Annotated in this window: 14 protein-coding genes; 13 read left to right on the forward strand and 1 reads right to left on the reverse strand. The window is 44.9% G+C overall.

The features are described 5' to 3' along the window. Positions 1-7: 7 nt before the first annotated feature. From ureC to GPK60_RS10650, 7 genes are all read left to right on the forward strand, one after another. Positions 8-1,729: an urease subunit alpha gene (gene ureC / locus GPK60_RS10620; protein WP_215659942.1), complete on the forward strand. Its 1,722-nt coding sequence runs from the start codon at positions 8-10 to the stop codon at positions 1,727-1,729. A 196-nt stretch (positions 1,730-1,925) separates the two neighbouring features. After that, complete coding sequence (locus GPK60_RS10625; protein WP_173865901.1) at positions 1,926-2,432, forward strand: AmiS/UreI family transporter; 507 nt, start codon at positions 1,926-1,928, stop codon at positions 2,430-2,432. Position 2,433: 1 nt separating this feature from the next. Then, the gene (locus GPK60_RS10630; RefSeq protein ID WP_173865900.1) at positions 2,434-2,913 is read left to right on the forward strand and encodes an urease accessory protein UreE; all 480 of its coding nucleotides are present in this window, start codon (positions 2,434-2,436) and stop codon (positions 2,911-2,913) included. Next, positions 2,870-3,694: an urease accessory protein UreF gene (locus tag GPK60_RS10635; protein ID WP_330592306.1), complete on the forward strand. Its 825-nt coding sequence runs from the start codon at positions 2,870-2,872 to the stop codon at positions 3,692-3,694. Before GPK60_RS10630 ends, GPK60_RS10635 begins: the two co-directional genes overlap by 44 nt. A gap of 14 nt (positions 3,695-3,708) precedes the next feature. Further along, positions 3,709-4,317, forward strand: coding sequence for an urease accessory protein UreG (ureG, locus tag GPK60_RS10640; RefSeq protein ID WP_022118363.1), 609 nt, complete (start codon positions 3,709-3,711; stop codon positions 4,315-4,317). Between the two features lie 111 nt (positions 4,318-4,428). Further along, on the forward strand, positions 4,429-5,244 hold the full coding sequence (locus GPK60_RS10645) for an urease accessory protein UreD (protein ID WP_215659945.1): 816 nt from the start codon (positions 4,429-4,431) through the stop codon (positions 5,242-5,244). Between the two features lie 45 nt (positions 5,245-5,289). Continuing rightward, a complete protein-coding gene (locus tag GPK60_RS10650) occupies positions 5,290-6,039 on the forward strand; it encodes a prolipoprotein diacylglyceryl transferase family protein (RefSeq protein WP_215659947.1) in 750 nt (249 codons plus the stop codon). 14 nt (positions 6,040-6,053) lie between these two features. On the opposite strand, the gene GPK60_RS10655 is transcribed toward GPK60_RS10650, so the two are convergent. Continuing rightward, complete coding sequence (locus GPK60_RS10655; RefSeq protein WP_215659949.1) at positions 6,054-6,866, reverse strand: LytTR family transcriptional regulator; 813 nt, start codon at positions 6,864-6,866, stop codon at positions 6,054-6,056. 280 nt (positions 6,867-7,146) lie between these two features. Between GPK60_RS10655 and GPK60_RS10660 the strand changes: the two genes are divergently transcribed. The 6 genes from GPK60_RS10660 (at position 7,147) to GPK60_RS10685 (ending at position 24,024) form a co-directional block, all read left to right on the forward strand. Beyond that, on the forward strand, positions 7,147-15,072 hold the full coding sequence (locus GPK60_RS10660) for a Calx-beta domain-containing protein (RefSeq protein WP_252191372.1): 7,926 nt from the start codon (positions 7,147-7,149) through the stop codon (positions 15,070-15,072). A gap of 70 nt (positions 15,073-15,142) precedes the next feature. After that, the gene (locus GPK60_RS10665) at positions 15,143-15,289 is read left to right on the forward strand and encodes a hypothetical protein (RefSeq protein WP_215659953.1); all 147 of its coding nucleotides are present in this window, start codon (positions 15,143-15,145) and stop codon (positions 15,287-15,289) included. A 79-nt stretch (positions 15,290-15,368) separates the two neighbouring features. Further along, entirely contained in the window at positions 15,369-19,130 is a 3,762-nt protein-coding gene (locus tag GPK60_RS10670) for an AMP-binding protein (RefSeq protein WP_215659955.1), read from the forward strand. Then, entirely contained in the window at positions 19,105-19,590 is a 486-nt protein-coding gene (locus GPK60_RS10675) for a hypothetical protein (protein WP_215659957.1), read from the forward strand. Before GPK60_RS10670 ends, GPK60_RS10675 begins: the two co-directional genes overlap by 26 nt. A gap of 15 nt (positions 19,591-19,605) precedes the next feature. Further along, entirely contained in the window at positions 19,606-21,798 is a 2,193-nt protein-coding gene (locus GPK60_RS10680) for an NHLP family bacteriocin export ABC transporter peptidase/permease/ATPase subunit (protein WP_215659958.1), read from the forward strand. Between the two features lie 39 nt (positions 21,799-21,837). Continuing rightward, complete coding sequence (locus GPK60_RS10685) at positions 21,838-24,024, forward strand: ATP-binding cassette domain-containing protein (protein WP_215659961.1); 2,187 nt, start codon at positions 21,838-21,840, stop codon at positions 24,022-24,024. Positions 24,025-24,030 lie beyond the last annotated feature (6 nt).

The raw sequence follows: 24,030 nt of genomic DNA on the forward strand, positions 1-24,030 counted from the left end.
ATGGCAGATGAGCGTAAAAATTTCCGGTGAAAAATATGCAATGATGTACGGCCCGACCGTGGGCGATAAAGTAAGACTGGCAGATACAAGTCTTGTCGTTGAAGTGGAAAAAGATTTTACCACCTATGGAGATGAAATTAAATTCGGAGGCGGAAAAACCATCCGTGACGGTATGGGACAGTCTGTTAAGACCTGCAGCAAAGACGGAGATCTGGATCTGGTCATCACAAATGCACTGATCGTGGATGTGACCGGAATCATAAAAGCAGATATCGGTATCAAAGACGGCAAAATCGTTGGAATCGGAAAAGCAGGAAACCCGGATATTATGGACGGCGTAACTCCGGGCATGACGGTTGGAGCTTCCACAGAGGCACTGGCAGGAGAAGGCATGATCGTAACTGCCGGCGGAATTGATACCCACATTCATTTTATCAGCCCGCAGCAGATCGACTGTGCACTGTACAGCGGTGTGACAACAATGATTGGAGGCGGTACCGGTCCGGCAGACGGAACCAATGCAACGACCTGTACACCTGGACCGTGGAACCTGAAAATGATGCTCAAAGCAGCAGAAGAATATCCGATGAACTTGGGATTCCTCGGAAAAGGAAACTGTTCGGATGAGGCACCGCTGATCGAGCAGGTCAAAGCAGGTGCAATGGGACTGAAAATTCATGAAGACTGGGGTGCGACACCGGCTGTTATCAACCACTGCCTGAATGTAGCAGATGAGTACGATGTGCAGGTAGCAATCCATACCGATACGCTGAATGAGGGCGGATGTGTCGAAGATACCTTGGCAGCGATCGGAGGTCGAACGATCCATACTTACCACACCGAGGGTGCAGGCGGAGGACACGCACCGGACATCATCCGTGCAGCGGCAGCAGGAAATGTACTTCCGTCATCCACAAACCCGACCATGCCATACACGGTCAATACACTGGATGAGCATCTGGACATGCTGATGGTATGCCATCATCTGGACAAAAAAATCCCGGAAGATGTCGCATTTGCAGATTCCAGAATACGTCCGGAAACCATCGCAGCAGAAGATGTTCTGCATGACATGGGTATCTTCAGTATGATGAGTTCGGACTCTCAGGCAATGGGACGTGTCGGCGAAGTTATCACACGTACCTGGCAGACAGCAAGCAAAATGAAAGACGAACGCGGAGCACTTCCGGAAGACGAAGGCAAAGGAAACGACAACTTCCGTGTAAAACGTTATATCGCAAAATATACGATCAATCCGGCACTGACACATGGTATTGCAGATTATGTAGGGTCTGTGGAAAAAGGCAAGTTCGCAGACCTGGTACTGTGGAAACCGGCATTCTTCGGTGCAAAACCGGATATGATCATCAAAGGCGGCATGATCATTGCATCCAAGATGGGTGATGCAAATGCATCCATCCCGACCACACAGCCAGTTCTCTATCAGCCGATGTTCGCAGCACATGGAAAGGCAAAAAATGAAGCATGCCTGACTTTTGTTTCCAAAGCAGCTTACGATGCAGATATCAAGGATGCATACGGATTGGAAAAAAACGTTGTTCCGGTAAAAGGATGCCGTACGATTGCCAAGAAAGACATGGTATTCAATAACCGCACACCGAAGATCACCGTAGATCCGGAGACTTATGAAGTGACGGTCGACGGAGAATCTATCACATCCAAACCGGCACAGAAACTGCCGCTTACACAGCTGTATAACTTATTTTGATGTCCAAGGGAGAAATGGACATAAAATGGATGCTTGCATACATTTTTATGTCTATGAATCCCGCCAAATCATGAAAAAGCAGCCATTTTTCGCAGAAAAATGAGCGGATTTTGAATGATTGCAAAATTGCGAGAGTTATATTATAACGGAGCAATTTTGAGGACATCAATTTAAATAAAGAGTTAGGAGGAACAAAATGTTAGGAGTTTGCCTTTTATTTGTGGGAATTGTACTGATCAACAACGGCATGTGTACGCTGTACAAAGTCGATGGCAAATCGGCGGCAGTGATGAATTTGCTGACCGGAGGCCTGTCGGTCTTTATCAATTTCGTGAGCCTGGTACAGGGCAACTATTATGCGGCAGGAACCGGACTTCTGTTTGGATTTACCTATCTGTTTGTCGCATTCAGCAAGATTTACAAGCTCAGCCCGATTCCATTTGCATGGTTTTCCACCTTTGTTGCAGTCAATGCACTGATCTTTGGAACCATCGAGGGAATTACCGGAAGTGCAGCACTTGGAATTACCGCAGATATCCGCTGGGCAGGTATCTGGTATCTGTGGGCAATCCTCTGGGGAACTGCATTTGTAGAAGATATCATGGGCAAAAAGCTCGGAAAATTTGTACCGCTGCTTCAGGTGTTTGAAGGCGTGGTCACCGCATGGATTCCGGGAATCATGCTGATCTTAGGAGTATGGTAGAATGGTTTGTGAAAAAGTAATCGGAAAATTAAAAGATGTGGATATCGCAGGAAAAACAGTAGAATATGTGGATATCGAATGGCATGAAGCATTTAAAAAGATCCATCGAAAAGTGACCGGTCAGGGTCGTGAAGTGGGCATCCGTATGGATGATTCCATTCTGACAAGAGGACTGTTTCAGGATGATGTGATCTATGATGCAGACGGTGTGGTGATCGTGGTCAACACACCGCCGTGCGAAGTGATCGAAGTATCGCTTGCACCGGGACACGAAAAATATGTTGCAAAGGTCTGCTACGAGATCGGCAACCGCCATGCACCGCTTTTCTGGGGCGATAAAGAAAATACCTTTATCACCATTTACAATGAGCCGATGATGGCGATGCTGGAAAAACTGCACGGTGTAAAAGCAGAAAAAACCGTGCGGAAACTTGATTTTGACCGACGGATTTCCGCAGCGATCCACAACCATCATCACTGAGAATATAAAAGATATTACGGTGCCGGGGCAGAATGTGCTCCGGCATCACAAAAAGAGAGGAACGGATATGGACAGAGAACAGGAGATTCGCCGTTTCTTCTTATTGCAGGTAAATGACGCACTTTTCCCGATCGGAGGCTATTCTCACTCGCAGGGACTGGAAACTTACATCCAGCAGGGAAGCGTCTGCGATGAGAAAACAGCGGCAGAATATATTCATAAAAAACTGCGTTTCGCACTTGCTTATACCGATCTGCTGGCAGTTCGTCTTGCGTGGGAACTGGCAGATCAAAGTGATGCAGACGGACTGGATGAGCTGGAAGAAATCCTCGGAGCATCCAGGATTCCTTTTGAACAGCGGGAAGCGTCCAGAAAAATGGGTTCCCGTTTTGCAAAAACAATCGAAAAATTGCATGCAGAAACGATGCCGATGAAAAACAGAGAAATTTTTGAAGCGTATCTGGACGCAAGAAAGGGAAAAGCGGTCAGTCACTGCATTGTGTACGGAGTTTTCTGTGCGGCTCTTGGAATCGAGGAAGAAGAGACGTTGTATCATTATTTATATGCACAGACTTCCGCAATGGTAACAAACTGTGTCAAAACCATCCCGCTCAGTCAGAGTGCAGGACAGCAGCTTTTGAGCGGATGTTATCCGGAATTTGCAGAAATTCTGGAAGAGATCCGAACTTACAGCGAAGATGACCTGTGCCTGTCAGCACCGGGATTTGATATTCGTGGAATCCAGCACGAAAAACTGTATTCCAGATTGTATATGTCATAGCAGGAGGAAAAAGTATGTCATACGTGAAAATTGGAGTTGCCGGCCCGGTAGGTTCCGGAAAAACAGCACTTATCGAAGCATTATCAAGAAAAATGGCAAAAGACTACAGCATTGGTGTCATCACCAATGATATTTATACAAAGGAAGACGCACAGTTTCTGGCAAAAAACAGTGTTCTTCCGGTCGAGCGGATCATCGGTGTGGAAACCGGCGGATGCCCGCATACGGCAATCCGTGAAGATGCCTCGATGAACCTTGAAGCAGTTGATGAAATGATGGAGCGTTTCCCGGATATTGAACTGCTCTTTATCGAGAGCGGCGGAGATAACCTTTCCGCAACCTTCAGCCCAGAACTGGTAGATGCCACGATTTTCGTGATCGATGTTGCAGAAGGAGATAAAATTCCGAGAAAAGGCGGTCCTGGTATCACAAGATCAGATCTGCTTGTCATCAACAAAATCGACCTCGCACCATATGTCGGAGCAAGTCTGGAAGTCATGGAACGTGATTCAAAGAAAATGCGTGGTGACCGTCCATTCCAGTTTACCAACATCCGCGGGGATGAAAATGTGGATAAAGTAGTAGAATGGATCAAAAAAAGTGTATTGCTGGAAGATCTGTAAGCATAATGTTCGACTTGAACGCAGAGAAGCGGATTGTGAATGTCCGCTTTACTTCACAGCAAGAATATAAGAAGCATTCTTGAAAAATAAAAAAGAAAGGCGGACGAACATTTGACAGAAAACAAATTCGGAAAAATATCCAGACTGTCGATCCGCACCGGAAGCCGGGATGGAAAAACCATAGTGGAAGATCTTTCCTTTACTGCACCTTATAAAGTTATGACACCATTTCCAAAAGAAGATGGCGGAATTTCCATTATGCCGCTGTGTGCTTCGGCCGGAATCATGGAAGGCGATGTTCAGGAGTTCACCTTTCAGATTTCCGAAGGAAGCAATCTGGAATTTCTTTCTCAGTCTTTTGATAAAGTGCATAAGATGAAAGAAGGACTGGCACGCCGGAGTGTGACGGCAGAAGTGAAAAAAAATGCAGTTTTCTGTTACTATCCGCAGCCGGTGATCCCATATGCACAGTCTGCATTTAAAAGTGATATGAAAATCCATCTCGAAGACGAAAGTTCAAGATTCTTTCTGATGGAAATCATTTCCTGCGGTCGAAAAGCATCCGGGGAACGCTTTCGCTACCGGAAGTATGCATCGAAAGTTTCCGTCTGGCGAAGCGGCAGCCTGATCTACCGGGACAACACCCGCTATGAGCCGGAAAAAATGGATATGGAAGGCATCGGTATGTACGAAGGTTACACGCATATGGCAAATATCTTTCTGACCGGCGGCAGCGAAGAACTGCAACAGAATATCTGGGAGATCCTGGAACAGGAACCGGAGTGCGATGGCGGCGTGACAAAACTGGTGCAGAATGATCTCGCTGTCCGGATATTCGGACAAAGAGCACAGAAACTGCAGGAAGTGGCAGAGAAGATAAAAGAAAGTTTCTTTTTGCACTCCGTTTATGATATGATAATAGAATAATGTCGCATTTTCCGGCATGAATCAATATCAGGAGGGAAAAAAGTTGTGCTTAAGTATATCGGCGGAATAGAGGCTTATGATTTTTTTATTAATCTGGGAAGTGTGATTGGAAGTATTCTTCTGATCGTTTTATACTACCGTAAAAACAGATCATGGAAGAAAACCGCGGAAGTGTATCTGCTTGCATTTGCGATACTGGAAGTTGGAATGTTTGCAGGAAGGCTGGTACGTGGTCTTTCATATGGGGAAGAGTGGAATATCTTTCATATCATCACACAGCCAAACGGAAATCATTTCATTGGGCGTGTGCTGTTTACAATGTGGGTTTTCCCGGTTTTGTACCGGGCGATTTTCCGAAAGGAGAAAGGGGAGTGGACGGGATATCTGGATCTTCTGTGTGTTTTCCTTGCATTTCAGCATATTTTCAACCGGATCGCCTGCCTGTGTGAAGGGTGCTGCATGGGGAAACCTTACAGTGGGATATTTGCATTCTGGTATCGTGCAAACGGGAAGAGTGGTGCAGGGTTCAGTTATCCGGTCTGGCCGGTGCAGATTTTTGAAATTTCAGGCATGGTAATTTTGCTGATATTATTTTTTGCTTTGCACACAAAGAAAAAACATTTTGCAGATGTGTTCAGCATGGGGTTTGCAGTCTGTATTTTTCTTTCAGAATTTATGATGGATCAGACAGGGGTGCTTCTGATTGCCGGACTTAGTGTGATCCAGTATGCTGCCATTGTACTGTTTGTGACCGGTATCTTTATACACCGGTGTTTTAAAAGCAGGCAGAGATGATGGCTGCCGGAAGATCAGTCTTCTTCTATCGTATAAAGTTTCATCAGCTTCTGACGCAGTTCATTGTATTTTCTCTGCGGAACAGGAAGCTCAGTCCCGTCTACCAGTGTGATCTGATAACGCTGGATCGAACGGATAAATTCAGGATTTACAAGATAGCTGCGATGGATCGCGATCAGATTGTCTCCGACTTGTTTTTGCAGGTCGGAGATACTGTTTTTTACAAACTTTTCCCCGGATGTCGTCTGTATCACACATTCTTTTCCAAGTGCAGAAACGAACAGAATTTTGGATATTTCAAAAAAAGCAAGCGAGCCGTTTTCAATACAGGCAGAAACACGTCCGCTGTCTGTTCGACGATGAATTTCGTTTATCAGGTAACGGTGAGCCATTTTGCCTATTGTGTTTGGAAAGGCTTCTTCTTTTACGATTTTCAGTTCTCCGATCGGATTGGAGATGTGCATATGGCAGATCTTCGGACCTTCTTTTGTTTTTTCCCAGACAAAGGTACATCTTTGCTGAGCCTGCAGAAAGAAATCTGCACTTTCGTCAGTCACCACACGGTAATTACCGGTTATAACGCAAAGTGATGCATTGCTTTTGGCTAAAAATTCTGCATTGAGCAGATGACATGGCGGGATTTCCTTTGCATTGGTGCGAAAATCATCTTCCACTACCTCACGGGACAGCATGAACTCATCTTGTCTTGCACCACACCATATTACTTCTTTTGCACAGTAACTGATCACAAACTTATAGTCCTTTTGCCAGTATCGGGTCAGACATTCGTAGGTCAGGTTAAGCATCTCGGTTTCAAATTTTTTCATAGGAACCGTCTCCCTTCATTATTAAATTGTTTTATAATTTTTCTCTTCGGTTCTTTTATAGCATTTTCACTTATCAAAGTCAATTAACATGAGTTAAACAGCCATAAAAAACAAAAAAAGCAATTTTCGTTCCGCTATATCTGCTTTTGTTCCATAACAATTGCATTGTGTCTGGATTTTGTTGTAAAATTTATATGTATACCATGAAATAACAGAATAAAAATCTGAAACATGGAGAAAGAGGAAAATTTAAAAAAAAGGAGGAGAAAAAGTGAGGAAAATGAAAAACAAACATGCAGGGCAAAAACTGAGACAGCTTCTTGCGGCAGGTCTGAGTTTTTCCATGGTTTTCAGCGGCGTACTTCCGGCTGCGGCAGCAGGGACGGAAACGCAGGCAAGAACCGTGGCGGGGACACCGGTCACAGAAGAAGAGCTGAAGGAAGCTCTTGCACAGGATGCAGCACTTTATCCGGAAGGCGGCTTTGAATTTCTTGAGACGCAGATTTCCGGGGAAGAAGGTACAAAGAAGCAGCTTATAATCGTCCGCAGAGGCGGCACGGATCAGACAGCTTCCGTGGAGTTCAAGGCAGTGGATGTATCTGCTACATACGGTGAAGACTATCTGCTGACTGTAGATGACGGGATCTTCAGAAAGACACTGGAAGGTACAGGAAGACCGCTGACGGACACCAACTCGTATATGCAGGTCTTTGAAGATACCGGGGAAGAGACAGAATCAGAGGCTTCGGTGGTGGAAGCCCAGACAGAAGGAAAGCAGGAAGTGCAGGCAGCAGTCCGCAGGAAAAGCGGCGGCTCTTTGCAGGCTGCCAGGGACAGCTATCTGGATGAAGATTCCAGCTATGTGAACTGGCAGGAGATGGATGAGGCACAGAAGCTGGAAGAAGAGAAAAAGAAAGAAGCTTATAATGAAGCATATAATGAATTTGCCGGAAATGTAGAAGGGACATCTTATACATTTACCTTTAAACCTGGCGAATACATGAAGACTATCGATATCGAAACAATAGATGATGATATTGCAGAATCTGACGAGCAGGTTGTATTTCTCCTGAGCAATGTAACAGCAGGTACACTTGGAACGACGGCAACTGCATATCTGAACATTATTGATAATGAAGAATCAGAAAAAGCGATTTTTGCCATGAGTGCCGATGAAATTACGGTAGACCGCTCTGCAGGGAAGGCAACGGTCATCATCAACCGTGTTTCCGGAAACAACAAGATCGCAAGTGTAGTGATAGGAACCGGTTCCGGAACAGCAAAAGCGGGAACAGATTATGAAGAAGTGACAAAAGAAGTTGTTTTTCCGCAGGGTGTGACGTTCCAGCAGGTAGAGATTCCACTGAAAAATTACGAAGGTGCACCGGAAAATGCACAGTTCCAGGTTGCACTGGATCCGGAAAAATCATTTGTGGAAGAGGGATGTGCGATTACGACCATCAATCTCACCAATGAAAATGCAGCAACAGAAAGTCTGGCATCGGATGAAAAGATCAGCACGTCAGACAATCAAAAACAGACAAAAGCTGCAGATAAAAGTGAAAAATTTGCTGTCAGTACATCAGCAAGTGTCAGCGGCAGGAGAAAAAGTTATTCCGGCAGAATAAATGTCAAGACAGGGCTTGAGCTTGCAACGGCAGATTATATTGAAGTAGAGTGGAAGAGTAATGAAGGTTCTCACACCTGGACAACAGGAAAGAAATGTAAGAAAAAGACACATACAGACAGCAGCAGAAAATCGTATCTGTGGCTGAACGGAGAACGGGTGGCATCCCGCAGCGATACTTTTAATACAAGAACCGATAAGATTATCCTGAAGGGAAACAAACAGAAAAACAACAGCCAACTTCAGCTTGAAGTTTATACTACAAACGAGAACCAAAATGCAACGGCACGCGTCAGCAAGATCACGGTGCATTATCCTGGTTATGAATTCCGCATCGTTAACGATCAGTATAACAACAATAACAACAGCAATTATTATCAGGAAAAGATCTATACGGACGATGAGGGAGCAATTGCCGAACCGGGTGCTTCTTACAAGTACAAGCTTGGAAATAAGATCACAATCGCAGAAGCAAAGATTGCGAAGAACGGTGAGGGTAATTTTGACAGCAGCACCGGAAGTGCAACACTTTATAAATTCGGTGAAGCCATTCAGGTACAGCACAAATGGACATCAAATACGACATCCAATGGTGTAAAGATCGAGGCAGGTGCAGGCGGCAATGTCTATTTTGCGGGATATGCACTGGAAGAGCCAAGTTCTAAAACCTATACCTATCTTACGCCGGGTGAACTTGACAGTTTTAACCAGACATTTCTGAATAAATATAAGAAAAATATGTACAATGGAAATGTTTTTGTGCTTCATCCGATTTACCGTCCGTATGAGGCAAGAGTCATGTTTCAGAATTCAAATACGGCGAAAGGATTTTATGCAAACGGGTTCGGCACGAATACTATTCTGCGTTGTACATCTCTTGATACACTGAAAATCCGTGCAGTGGCAAACAAAGGCTACGCAGTCGGCGGTTTTGAGATCGGAACCTATGTGGATGATTCTGTACGGGGAGAAAATAAAGATATTGACCGTGCAAAGAAAGCGAACGAATACTATAGAGAAGATAAAAATATTGTAGCAGCAAATACACAGAAATATGCATCCGGAAACTATACGAAGAGCAAAGTAAAAACGGTAAAGCAAAACAGTGCAATTCCAAATGTCATTACCTTTACTCCGACCGGAGAGTATACTTACCTCAATCCGACGTATACGGTTCCGACGATCACAGTCGAGATTGACCCAAAGAACAATGATAAGAAAAAAGGTGCTGTTATCTATACACCGGATGAGGGTGATGAATCAAAAGTACAGCAGGGCGATTATCAGACTCCGATGGTCATCCGGGGTATAACCATGAATAAACCGTATACACTTACAGCGGTAACGGAAGACGGTTATAAGGCATATTTCAAGAATTTTACCGGTGATTCTGATAAAAACGGTGTGATCACTTCGACAGAGCAGGCAGATGTGGCAAAATACAATTTTGTAAGAACTGCAAGCAATGGAAATATCTATACGTTTTTACCGTCTTTCGAGAAGACTCTGATTTATTACGGCTTCCTGCCAAAAGTGAAAAACCGCTATGCCGGTGTGATCAGCGGTGTGGTAGCTTTAAAGGACAAGCCGGTATTTGGCAGTAAAGAAACTAAAAAAGCGATTAACGGTGTGCAGGTATCTGTGGCAGGTCAGACAGGCGTTACAAAAGCAGATCGTGAATTTGGCGGAATTGACGGAAATGGCGGAGATGGTTATTTCTATTTTACAGACCGGGATTTTGTGTCAGGTGAAAATCAGACCGTAAGCTTTGTTTATGGAAATGTGACCATGTCAGCATCCCAGGCAGTCAATGCAGCAAATACATATGTTCTGGATGCATATGATACGATCGGTATATCCGCAGCAGATGCATTCCGCATAGATGGCAATCATGCAGTTAAGATTGCACCAAGCGGCATGACAAATGGAGAATACGATTATCGTATCGCAATCCAGGCATACTCAAAGAACGATGCTGTTTCTGCAAAAAAAGCAATCTTCCGTTTCTACCGCAAAGACGGAACGGAAATCTCCGGAACAGAAAAAACGGTGGAAAGTACCAATCAGAACTTTACACTGGATTTTAATCCGGGCAAGCTTGGAATCACGACCGGAGCATATATGACGGTGCAGTTTGTTGATCAGAAAGGCGTTGCCTACTATGAACATGAGATGGGATTCTACTTTGCACAGGCACTTGGGCTGATGAGCTTTATCTCAAGCTTTAACTTTGGCGGTGCAGAAAAAGTGATGGATATTATCGGCGTGATTGATTCGGCATTCAATTTCGGATGGGATGGAAATCTGGATAAGATTTCAACAAATTCAGACGACAATCAGACGAAGACGATCAGTATTGGCTACAGTTTCAGCTCAGATGATATCGACCTGAGTGTGAAAGATGCAGCAGAAGCCCAGAAAGATCCAGCTCTTAGTGCAGACCAGAAAAAGGAAAAGAGAAAGAAAGCAGCAGAAAGTGCCGTAGATAAAAATGGTACAAAAAACAAATCAAAAGCGGAAGTCGGAGGATCTGCATCGGTTGAAGTCGGATTTGCACTTAAAATTGAAATCTGTCAGTCCCAGAATCCGAAACATAAAGGGGAATGGTATTTCAAAGATATGGTGCTTGCGGCAAATGCAGCGGCAGGTGTGGATGTACTGATCCAGTATGTGACACCGATTGGAGTTCCAATCCGTGTTTCAATTGGTACAAAAGTCAGCGGTTCTGCGACTTTTGTGATAGAGCAGGCAAACGGCAAAGAGTACTATTTTATTGATAAGAGTGCAGGAGAAAATAAAGACCGGGACGATGCTATGGATACTTCGACCGGAAAAATTGATATCTTTAATTTTAATCCAAAGAATGCAGACCGGGCGATGAATGCGTATGGAATGTTTAACATTTCACCGTCACTGGATCTGGGTGCAGGAGTCGGATTTGAGTTCCTGAACCTTGATGTACATGGTGCAGCTGAATTTGATATGAATTTCTACACACTCAGAGATCAGAAAAATACCGGTGATGTGACACTGAGTGCTTACATTAAAATGAAAATTCTGTTCTTTGAGAAAAAATGGAATATCGCAAAGAAAACGCTCAATATGTTTGGCGATGCGAGCAGCATCAATGACTGGGACGGCGGAGCAGATTATCGTTATGAAAGTCTGGCAGGAATGGAACATATATCAAGAGATTATCTTGAAAACCGTTCGCAATGGATGGGAGAGAGCAACAGAAAGACAAGAAGTCTGGCTGACAGTTCAGGTCTGATGGAAACGATCCTGCTGGAAGGTATGACACCAAACCCGGATATTCAGATGGCTGCAATCAGCGAAAACAAGATTCTTGCACTGTTCCTTGCAGACAATCCGGATCTGTCTGTGGAGAATGGAATTCAGCTTTACTATTCAATCGGAACGTTCGATGGCGATTTCGAACGATGGAGCAGACCGCAATGTATCGAAAATGATAAAACAACAGACGATGCACCGGTGCTGAAAGATCTGGGTGACAGAGGTATTTTTGCAGCATGGTCCAGTGCAGACCGTGAGCTGACTTCGGATGACGGTGTGATCGATTCTCTGAATTCCATGAATATCCACGGAGCATTTTTCGACAAGACAAGTAATTCCTTTGGAGAAATCCAGGAGATTACAAAGACAGCACCTTATATTTATGAAGACGAAGACGGCGATCTGATCGGCGATCTGACAGCAGATATCAACCCGCAGATTTCAATTGATGAAGAATCCGGCAGAATGCTTGTATTCTATACCAAGACGGAATACAGCAGCAGTGCACAGGATGATCAGGGACTGGTCGGTGATGTTGCAAACGCCTACAGTGTAACAGCATATCGTGAATATAATCTGACAAATGGAACCTGGGTTTCTGATTATGAAGGATCCTCCGTATCACAGGATTATGAAAAAGCATGGTACGGACAGAAATTCTTGGATATCGTTCCGAAAAAACAGGTAAAAGAAAAACTGGATTCCGAAGGTTACTGGACAGAAACACCGGAAATCACAGACTTTAAGCCTTATACTTACACAGCAGAAAATGGTTCTCTGATCGAACAGGATCCGATCGTCATTGAATCCTGCGTGACTACATACAACAGACTGGCACTGTATGCATACGTACTGGATTACGACGGAAACAAGGCAACAGAGAGTGACCGTGATATTTATCTGCAGATTTACGATTACAAAAACCGGATCTTTACACATCCAATCATGGTAACCTCATCGGATGGAGTTGGTGAGAGCAATATCAGCTTTGTGAAAAATGGAGACTCCAGCATTCTTACTTATCTGGCAGAGAATACGCTGTATGCGATCCCGGTTGATTCTATTGCCGACAATCTGGTAAAAGCAGATACAAAGCTGTATTACATCAACAAGACAAAACCAGATGGAAATGAATCGGAAGATACGAGCGTGTATATGCCTCCAACCGTAGTTGCAGGAGACAAACTTGCAGAGCAGACATCAGGTTCAACGGATGATGCAGAAAGCAAAACAGCGGATGCACAGGAAAATATCAATACGGACAGAACCGGAAGGATCACGGATTACCGGACAGCTTCTGATGGAAGATATATCTACGCATTCTGGCTGCAAAATGATGTCGTACTGAAGGACGGCATTGAGCCGAATTCGGAGGAATCTCTGAAAGCAGAAAATCAGATTGCAGAATCTCAGATTTACGGCGTACGTCTGGATCTTCTGAACGGTGTGATCACCGATCCGGTCAAAGTAACAAATGAAAAAGGTGCAAATTATGTAGACCTGGCGAGTGTCAGTGTGCAGGCAAATGATTCAGCAGACGGTTCCGGCGATGTAAGCAATGTCAGAATGTTTGCTACCAAGACAAAATCAAAAGTAGAAGTCTTAAGCGGCACAGATGAGACCGGAAAAGAACTGACACAGGAAATCGTGACGGCAGATACAGACAGACAGATGCTGGTGGCACTGAACTTTACACCAGAAGGTGCATTAAGTGAAAAGGGTACTTCGCTTGAGGATATTACTGCCGGAAAATATGCACAGGGCACGATAGAACTGTACAATGACGGCATGGAAACTTTAGAAGGACTTACCGTTACCGTAAAAGATGCATTTGGAAATGAAGTCCATACACAGAAAATGGATGACGATGAAAAACTTTACGGTGGAAAAACATGGGTGATCGGATTTGCAATGCCGGTTGCAGAAGATGCAGTATCTGCAGGATTTATCTACACTGTGACAGATGCAGGAAATAAAGTTCTGCTACAGGGCAGCTGCAGTGAGAAGATTCCGCTCCAGATGGATGTTACATCACTGAAAGCAGAGACAACACAGAGAGGAATCATAGAATTTGAAGCAGAAGTGACCAACAACAGTGCACGATACTCCGGCAGTCAGAAGATCAACATCAGTGCTAGAATTGGCGATGCACAAGATTACAAGGTGATTACTTCACTGACAACAGATAATCTTTGCCCGGGTGAGAGCGGTACTTACAAACTGAGTTATCATTATGATAAATATGACAAACTGTTCAAGACCGGCGAAGATGCAGATGCCGGAGATCTGCAGGCGACAACCACGTTCCGTGCAGAAGCGGCTGCGGGAAGCGGACTCCTTGCTGAAGATGATATCACCATGAAAGCATCCAAAGAGCAGAAGCTGAGAATGAATGCAATTCAGAAAATTTCTGTTGTGGATGATCAGAACAGGGTTGTGGACAAAGGCTATACGATCGAAGAGAAGAAAGTTGCACAGCTTAATACACTGGTAGAATCTTCCGCATATAAAGGCAGCCAGTATGAAGGAATGGATGATGCAGTGAACTTCGACAAAATGAATCCTTATGGACTGAGTGTACGTTATGTTTCCGACAATGAAGAAGTGCTGAAAGTTTATGACAACGGAAGCATTCAGGCAGGCAGGATGGGAACAGCCAATGTAACAGTTTATGTAACACCGGCAGCAAATGAAGTCAGCTATAATGAAGAACAGGGTGTTGTCACAAAAGATAATTATCCGACACTTCCGCAGGAAATGATTCGTACGCTGACGCTGAGCATTCAGGTAACGAAAGCAGGTGCAAAGCCGATACCGGAGCCGAAGCCAACACCAGAGCCGAAGCCAACACCAGACACTGCTAAAATCGGTGAAAGCTACAAAGTGAAAGGCAAAACCTATAAAGTAACTTCTTCCGGTGTGACACTTATCAAAGTGAAATCTGAAAAGAAGATTACAGTTCCTGCAGCCGTGAAGATCAAAAACAAAACTTATAAAGTAACTGCAATCGGAAAGAATGCATTTAAAAAGTCAAAAGGCAAACTGAAATCTGTCGTGATTGGCAAAAATGTCCGCACGATTTCAGCAAATGCATTTAACGGATGCAAAAAACTGGAGAAGATCACAGTGAAATCCAAAGTCTTAAAGACTGTTGGAAAAAATGCGATCAAAGGTATCAGCAAGAAGGCAGTGATCCGTGTTCCGAAAACAAAACAGAAAGCTTATAAGAAAAAATTCACGAAGAAAACGGGCTTCAGAAAGACGATGAAGATTCGGAAATTCTGATTCTGGAATCCGAAAAGTTTTTGAACCAGACAAGACATCAGAAGATGACACAACAAAAGGAGGAAGAAACATGGCAGATGACAAAAACAAAAAAGAGAAAAAAGGAAAAGAACTTTCACTTAACAGTCTGAAAAAGGTGACAGGCGGATCAGGATTGAAAAAAGTAAAGTTCGAAGAAACACATGATATTACGGAAGATATCAAAAAAAGAATGTAGTTTGAGATAAAAAATCAGGTGCCTCTGTCCATGGACAAATGGACAGGGGCTTTCCCTGTATATAAGGAGGAGAGGCATTTTGCCTGAAAATTATAATCTGACACCGGAACAGGGAAAAATATGGCAGATACAGAAGGCGTGGAACGGTACGGATATCTGTAATGTGGGAGGAATCTTAAGACTGTCCGGAAAAGAAGATGCAGATATTTTGGCCCGGGCAGTCGGGATTTATGTACAGACGCAGAGTGCTTTCTGGCTCAGGATGAACCGCTATGGAAAACAGTATTTTGAGCAGATTTTTTCCTATGAACCGGAAATATATGATTGCAGGAAATCGGACAGGGAGGAAATGGCATCTGCCGTGCAGCAATGGATGTGTGAGCCATTTCATATATATGATGAGCATTTGTTTGAATTCCGGATTTTATGTCTGCGAGATGAGAACGTTGTATATGGAAAATTTCATCACCTTATTGCAGACAGTTATGCGATTTCTCTGGTTGTAAAAATAATAGAAAAGATTTATGAAGATCTGGAAAAAGGGATCGAGACTTTTGAGACAGACCGGAGGTTCCTTGAAAAAGTAGAGAGAATGGATACTGCCTGCAAAGAGAACAAAACGGAAAAAGAAGAACAAAACGTTCCGGATGAAAAACAGAAAGTTTTCCCGGATAAAAGGGTACAGATACCGGACGCCGGGATTCTGGCAGGCTGGCTTACGGAAAAAAAACAGGATAATATTGCAGAAATCGTAAAAATTGCAGCAGAAAAGAGAATAAGCTGGTATCATAAGCGATTTGACTATAAGGAACTGAATGCATTTTGCAGGAAACGGCGTATTTCAGTGGAGTCATTGCTGTATGCAGCACTGACAATTGGGCTTTGCAGGCTGAAAAATTGCAATACTCTGAGTATTGGCAGAAATCTGATCAACCGGGGAGCAGAAGAGCGGAATGTGATCGGGATGTATGTGGATACAAAAAGCATTCTGCTGGAACCGGATTTTACAATGCAAGCCGGGCAGTATGCGGCACAGATCAAAAAAGAACTGGCTTTGCAGGCGGCAGGGAAGCGTAAAGATTACGGTAAGTTTGATCTGGTAGTTTCTTATCGTCCGGTGCGTTATCTTCCATCGCCAAAAGATGGTTCCTGTACGGAATATATGGCAGGCTCGGTGGAAGTTCCGCTGAAACTGTTTTTAAATGATGACGGAAAAGATCTGGAACTGATCATCAGATATCAGAAAGATATATTTACAAAAGAGGAAGCGGAAAGACTGATCCGCCGAGTGGTCTTTCTGATGCACCAGATTGTTTCGTATCCGGAAACAAAAATCGGGGATCTGCAGCTGCTCGAAGAAAAAGAAAAGCAGCAGATCGCAGAGTTTCAGGGAGAGATGTGCTGGAAATACAGAGAGTCTCTTGCAGAACGTTATCTGCGAATGGCAGAAACATATCCGGAGAGGGAAATCCTTATCTGGCACGGAGAACACTGGACTTACCGGCATTTTCACGGGCTGGTTACGGCAATCGCAGGGCTGATCAAAAAGCACGCAAATTTTGCAAAAAGCAGGATCATCGGACTTTGCCTGAAAAGAAGCCCATCTCTTCCGGCGTCTATGTATGCCGTATGGCTGTGCGGCTGTGCTTATCTTCCGGTCAGCATTTACGATGCAAAAATCAGAAAAGAAAAACTGGCAGGGCAATGTGCCATGATGCTGACGGATGCATTTCTTGAATCTTATTTAATGGAAGAAGAGCTTCTGGGAAAAAGCAGTGGAACACAAACAGGGTACAGCAGCCTGGAATGCTGCAAGATTTGTCCGGAAGATGCGGCATATCAGATGTATACTTCCGGGACAAGCGGAGAGCCAAAGGCAGTGCAGATTTCGCACCGGTCTTTAAGCTGCCGCCTGGAATGGATGGAAGATACTTTACAGGAATACACGCAGGTCATTCTTCAGAAGACAAGAAATACTTTTGATGTTTCCAACTGGGAACTTCTGCTGCCTCCGGCATTTGGAAGGGTGGAAGTTCTGACAGATGATAAAATGGAAGCATCCCCGGAAGAAATTGCCGGGATCATGCAGAAAGAACACGTGACGATGCTGCATTTTGTGCCATCCATGTTTGAACAGTTTCTTTCCATGGCAGAACGCAGAAAATGGAAATTTCCAGATCTGGCGTGCATCATTCTTTCCGGTGAGGCGGCAAAGGCAGAGGACATCCGAAGGGCAAAAACTTTATGGAGTGAAGTGGAGATTTTTAATCTTTACGGGCCAACGGAATGCACTATTGATGTAAGCTTTTACCGGTGTAGTGGAAAAGAAAGCGAAATTCCGATCGGGAGACCGCTCTGGAATACAAATCTTACGGTACAGAATGACAGAGGAGATGTTCTGCCGCCGGATGAGATGGGCGAACTGGTGATCCGGGGCGAACTGACAGGGATTGGTTATAAAGAAAACGGGATTCCTTCTTACCGCACCGGGGATCTGGCAGTTTTAAAACAGAATGGATATCTTTACTATCTTGGCAGGAAGGATCGCCAGGTGAAAATTCGAGGTATGCGGGTGAATTTAAGCGAAGTCGAGAAGAGCCTTGAGCAGCTTTTTACAGGAAGCCGGCATATTGTACTGTGCATCCGGGAACAGTTGGTTGATTTTTTTGAAGGAAATGTTACAGAAGAAGAAGTAAGAGGAAAAGCGGCGGAACAACTTCCGTATTATGAAGTGCCCTCAGAAGCAGTCCGTGTTGAACACTTTCCGCTTGGAAAACACGGAAAAATCGACAGCAGGGAACTGAAGCGGCAATATCTGGAAAAGAAAAAGAAACGCACAGTGAGAAGAAAACTTTCCGGAGACTGGGAGATCCGGCGAAAAGAGGAAATCATGATACATCTGGCAGAGAAGCTGCTGGATGGCGGAACGGTCACAGAAAAAGATAATTTGCTGGATCTTGGCATGGATTCGCTGGATATCCTTCGGTTCCAGGCAGAATGTGAGCGTTATGGGATTTTTCTGGAATATGCAGGAATCTGTGCACATCCGGTGATCCGTCAGCTGGCACAGCAGAGTATGAAAGTAACGGCAGCAGACGCAGTGGGGCAGGAAGCAGTGACTTTTCTCAGGATGGAGCAAAAAAAAGTGCTGTTTCTGATGATTCCGTTTGCAGGCGGAAGTCCGGCGGCATTCTGGAGGATGCAGGATCTGCTCACCGGCAGAGCCGATCTTGCAGCAGTCGCTCCGGCAGTTTTTGGCGAAAAAAGCATTGAAGAGATGGCAGGCGAGATCATGCAGCTGGAGGTATTGCAAAAATATCAGAAAATATATCTTCTTGGAGACTGTGCTGGCAGTGCACTTGCTCTGGAGCTTGCCGGAAGAATGAAAGAAAAGCTGGAAAGACTGATACTTTGTGAGGCACTTCCGTATGAAGGTATTTCTATGGGAGGCAGCGTGTTCAGCATATGGGATCTTTTGCCGGATCAGGCAGTGAGGATCCTGCTGCAGAAGATCCGAAAAAAGCAGTTTCAGGTTGGAGATGGGTTTCTGGAGAGTTTCCGAAGGGATGTAAGAAAAAGTGCAGTCTACATAAAAAAAAGAAAAAAGATCTGCATACAGGGAAAAGTAACACTGATTTTCGGAAGTGAAGATCCGTTGACGGCAGGTTATCGGAAAAAATATAAAAAATGGAGAACCTGGCTTCCAGTATCTTATCATGTGCATAACCTTGGCGGAAAGAAGCATTTTCTGACGGAGGATGCACCGGGAGAACTTATGAAACTGATCGAGACACAAGTGTGGAGAAAGGAGCAGTATGGAGAACAAAATATTCAGGGATAAGAGTGTGGAAAAAATTTCTGATCCGGAACAGCTGGATGATTATATCAAGGTTACACATCCGGCAGGTTTTCTGTTCCTCGGGGCAGTTTTTCTGCTGATCCTATCCTTTATGATATGGGCATCACTGGGAACACTGGATGTGACAGTGGATTCCCGGGCATTTGCCAGAAATGGGATCATGCTCTGTTATCTGACAGAAGAAGAGGCAGCACAGGTGGAAAAAAATATGAGTGTGGCGGCAGGAACAGAAAAAGGAAAAGTAGAATCTGTTGCAGAACTTCCGGAAAGTTATAAAAGCATGGCAGAAGAGCTTGGCGGAGAAGAAGAGGTGCATGCACTTGGGATCAACGAAGACGAATGGAGGTATCGGGTGAGCATTTCCTGTAAAGGCGAAGATGGCATGACGGATGTGTCGATCGTGACGGACCGTGTCAGCCCGATGCGATATCTTTTTCATTAAAGGGGGCACTTTGCTATGAAATACAGATTTCAAAGGAAAAAAACGATTCCAAAACCACAGAGAAAAGCAGTGAAAGTGCCGGCAGTCATGCAGATGGAAGCACTGGAGTGCGGAGCAGCATCTCTTTGCATGATCCTTGCCTATTACAGGCGGTGGGTTCCTCTGGAAGAAATGCGTGCAGCCTGCGGAGTTTCAAGAAACGGATCAAATGCCCAGAATATCTATTTGGCAGCGGAAGATTATGGGCTGAAGGTGAAGGCCTTTAGCTATGAGATGGAAGAACTGATGGAAGAGGCGACATTCCCATGTATCATCCATTGGGAATTTCAGCATTTTGTGGTTCTCAATGGATTTAAAAAAGGAAAAGCATGCATCAATGATCCGGCGAGAGGCTGTATAGAAGTTTCGATGGAAGAATTTGATGAAAGTTTTACAGGTGTCTGTCTGACTTTTGAGCCGGGCGAAGATTTCCAGATGGGCGGCACGAAGAAAAGTATGCTGGAATTTTGCAAAAAACGCCTGCGGGGTACGGAAAGTATCGGACTGTACCTGCTGCTGATCTCCACGGCACTTGCTTTTCTCTCGATCCTGCAGCCGATTTTTTCCAGCATTTTTGTAGATCGCCTTCTTGAGGGGCAGACAGGAGAATGGATACAGTTTTTTGCAGTCGGTATTGCAGGGGTGACGCTGCTGCAGATTTTACTTTCCTGGATTTCGCAGGATAAGCTTCGGAAAATCCGCGGAAAACTCGCAGTCTCAGCAAATGCAAAGTTTATGTGGCATGTGCTGCGCCTGCCGGTAGAATTTTTCACCCAGCGGATGGCAGGAGATATCGCCGCCAGACAGAAGGCAAACCAGGATATTGCTGCGAAACTGATTCAGACGTTTATACCGATGATCTTAAATTTTCTGATGCTGATCTTTTATCTGATCGTGATCTTCCGTTACAGTCCGATTCTGGCACTGATCGGTGTTTTTTCCACGCTGCTTAATGTACTGGCAGCACAGAAAATTGCAGAAAAACGCACCAATATCACACGGGTTATGATGCGGGATCAGGGAAATCTGGACGGCATAACGTATGCGGGCATTGAAATGATCGAGACGATCAAGGCAAGCGGAGCAGACAATGGCTTTTTTGAAAAATGGGCAGGAATACAGGCATCGGTCAATACGCAGAAAACGCGTTATACAGAAGTCAGTACGCTGATGGGCATGATCCCGATGCTTGTTTCTTCCATATCTGATACGCTGATCCTGGCACTTGGAGCCTGGTTTGTGATGCAGGGCAGATTTACGGTTGGCATGGTACTTGCCTTTCAGGGATTTATGCTGGCATTTCGAGAGCCAGTTGAAGATTTTATTTCGGCAGGCAAGGATCTGCAGGAGATGCGAAGCAATATGGAGCGGGTAGAAGATGTATTGGAGTATCCGACGGATCCCTTTACGGATCAGGATCCGCTTCTGGAAGAAGGAGAATATGACAAACTGGACGGCTCGGTAGAATTAAAGGATGTTACCTTTGGCTATTCAAAACTTTCCGATCCGCTGATCGAACATTTTAACCTTTCTGTTCAGCCGGGTCAGCGTGTGGCAATCGTCGGAGCTTCTGGCTGCGGCAAATCTACGATATCGAAACTGATCTGCGGACTGTATCAGCCATGGGAAGGAGAGATTCTTTTCGGAGGAAAAAAAGCATCTGAGATTCATCATCAGGTCTTTACCGGATCGCTGGCGGTTGTTGATCAGGATATTATTCTCTTTGAAGATACGATCGCAAATAATATTAAAATGTGGGATTCCACGATCGAAGATTACGAAATGATCCTGGCGGCCAGGGATGCACAGCTGCATGAAGATATTATGAACCGTGATGGTGGTTATCAGTACCGGATTCTCGATGGAGGAAGGGATTTTTCCGGAGGACAGAGACAGAGGCTTGAAATCGCCCGTGTGCTGGCACAGGATCCGACGATCATCCTGATGGATGAAGCGACCTCAGCACTGGATGCCAAAACAGAATACGATGTGGTAAATTCGATCAAGGCACGGGGCATCACCTGTATTGTAGTTGCACATCGGCTTTCAACGATCCAGGACTGTGATGAGATCATTGTCATGGATAAAGGAAAGATTGCAGAGAGAGGCAGACATGCAGAACTGATGGAGGCAGGCGGTCTTTATACAAAGCTTGTTTTAAGTGAATAAGAGGAACCTGACAGAAGATATGTCAATGGAGGTGAGAAAGTGGGCTGGTTTGATGAACAGATCAAACAGAAAGTAAAACAGGATGAGATGGCATTTTCAGATGCTCTGCAGGGAATGGCAGGAGCTGTTATGGGAAGAGGGCGTATCTGGAACAGTATGCAGGACGAACGCAGCGTGGCGGTTGAAGCGATCGGCAGGATTCTGGCATTCTACCGGGTAAAACCAAGAGAAATACCGGGAAGCCTGAAAGATTTTGAGAGTATTCTGGAGTATCTGTTAAGGCCGTCCGGCATTATGCACAGGCAGGTAGTACTTCGAGGTGAATGGTATAAAGACGCTGCGGGAGCCATGCTTGGGATTTACCGGAAAAGCCAGAAAGCGGTGGCACTGATCCCGGATGGTGCAAGAGGTTACCTTTTTGTAGATGAGGAAACCGGAAGAGAAGTAAAAGTGAGCGGGAAAAATGCAGATCAGATTGCAGAAACTGCCCTGTGTTTTTATAAACCACTGCCTTTAAAAAAAATTCAGGCAAAAGAACTGGTCATGTATGCGATAAGGACTATGTCTGCTTCGGATTTTGTGGCAGTGCTGTTTGCGGCGGCAGCTGTTTCCATGATCGGGATTTTCCCGGTGTGTGCAAACTGGCTGATTTTTGAGAAAGGAATTTTCCCGGGCGGTCTGAACGTGCTTCTGTCATGTACGGTTCTTTTGCTTGGAACCGGTATCGTGACGATCCTTTTTCGGACGATACAGCAGATGCTGCTTGCCAAAATGAAGACCAGAATGAGCATCTGTATGGAAAGTGCGGCCATGATGCGGGTGCTGACACTTCCGGCGAAATTTTTCAGACAGTACAGCACAGGAGAACTGGCAGGGCGGCTGCAGGATTTAAATGGCATCTGCGATCTGGCACTGGAAGCACTTTTTGTCATTGGGACAGCAATCATCAGCTTTTTTGTGTGCATGGTCCAGATATATGCTTTTGCACCGTCACTTATCTGGCCGGTACTTCTGATCGTGCTTGCATTTCTTGTTTTGCTGATACTGCAGAGTATGGCACAGATCCGGGTGCGAAGAGAATCTGTGAAACTTTCGGCAAAAGAGAGCGGGCTTGTCTTTTCCCTTTTTCTCGGGATTCAGAAAATCCGTCTTTCCGGGGCACAGCAGAGAGCTTTTGGAAAATGGGCGAAACAATATACCGAAAAAGTAAAATTGGAATATCATCCGCCATTTTTTATAAGACTCGAACCGGTGATGCGTATGGCAGTGCTGCTCATCGGCAATATCCTGATCTATGAACGGGCGGTTCGTACACAGATTCATGCAGCAGACTATATGTCTTTCCATGTTGCCTGTGCCGTGCTTGTGAGTGCATTCTCCATGCTGGCTTCCATGTCAGTAGTTTTCGGACAGATATGTGCGGTGTATGATATGCTGCGTCCTGTTCTTCAGGAAGTGCCGGAAGTTTCGCAGGAGAAGCAGATCGTTACCAGGATTGGCGGTGGCATTGAGCTGACAAATGTATCATTCCGCTATCAGGAATCCATGCCGATGCTTTTTGAAAACCTTTCCTTGAAGATCAGGCCGGGACAGTATGTAGCGATCGTCGGAAAAACCGGCTGCGGAAAATCAACGCTGATGCGGCTGATGCTCGGGTTTGAACAGCCGCAGAAAGGAGCTATCTATTATGACGGAAAAGATCTTGCAGGGCTGGATCTGAAATCACTGAGAAAATTTATGGGTGTGGTCATGCAGAATGGAAAAGTATTTCAGGGAACTATTTACTCGAATATTGTGATCTCAGCACTGGGGCTGACAATGGAAGATGCATGGCGTGCGGCAGAAATGGCAGGGCTTGCCGAGGATATCAGGGAGATGCCGATGGGGATGCACACACTGATCGCAGAAGGCGGAGCCGGATTTTCAGGCGGTCAGAAACAGCGTCTGATGATTGCAAGAGCTGTTGCGGCAGCCCCAAGAATTCTGTTTTTTGATGAGGCGACCAGTGCTCTTGACAATATGACTCAGAAGATTGTTTCGGAGTCTCTTGATAAACTGAAATGTACAAAGATTGTGATCGCACATCGACTTTCAACGATACGCCAGTGTGACCGCATTGTGGTTTTGGATGAAGGGAAAATAATCGAAGATGGAACCTATGAGGAACTGATTGCACGCAAAGGCTTTTTTGCCGGGCTTGTGGAACGTCAGAGAGTGGAAGGATAGAGAAAA

Origin of the sequence: Ruminococcus sp. MCC718 (genome assembly GCF_018783905.1) — a bacterium.
Classification (GTDB): Bacteria; Bacillota; Clostridia; order Lachnospirales; family Lachnospiraceae; genus Hominisplanchenecus; species Hominisplanchenecus faecis.

Coding starts and splice junctions, on each gene's coding strand:
- GPK60_RS10680 (WP_215659958.1), top strand. CDS start 19,606: ATGAAATACAGATTTCAAAGGAAAAAAACGATTCCAAAACCACAGAGA.
- ureG (WP_022118363.1), top strand. CDS start 3,709: ATGTCATACGTGAAAATTGGAGTTGCCGGCCCGGTAGGTTCCGGAAAA.
- GPK60_RS10655 (WP_215659949.1), bottom strand. CDS start 6,866: ATGAAAAAATTTGAAACCGAGATGCTTAACCTGACCTACGAATGTCTG.
- GPK60_RS10625 (WP_173865901.1), top strand. CDS start 1,926: ATGTTAGGAGTTTGCCTTTTATTTGTGGGAATTGTACTGATCAACAAC.
- GPK60_RS10675 (WP_215659957.1), top strand. CDS start 19,105: ATGGAGAACAAAATATTCAGGGATAAGAGTGTGGAAAAAATTTCTGAT.
- ureC (WP_215659942.1), top strand. CDS start 8: ATGAGCGTAAAAATTTCCGGTGAAAAATATGCAATGATGTACGGCCCG.
- GPK60_RS10665 (WP_215659953.1), top strand. CDS start 15,143: ATGGCAGATGACAAAAACAAAAAAGAGAAAAAAGGAAAAGAACTTTCA.
- GPK60_RS10630 (WP_173865900.1), top strand. CDS start 2,434: ATGGTTTGTGAAAAAGTAATCGGAAAATTAAAAGATGTGGATATCGCA.
- GPK60_RS10660 (WP_252191372.1), top strand. CDS start 7,147: ATGAAAAACAAACATGCAGGGCAAAAACTGAGACAGCTTCTTGCGGCA.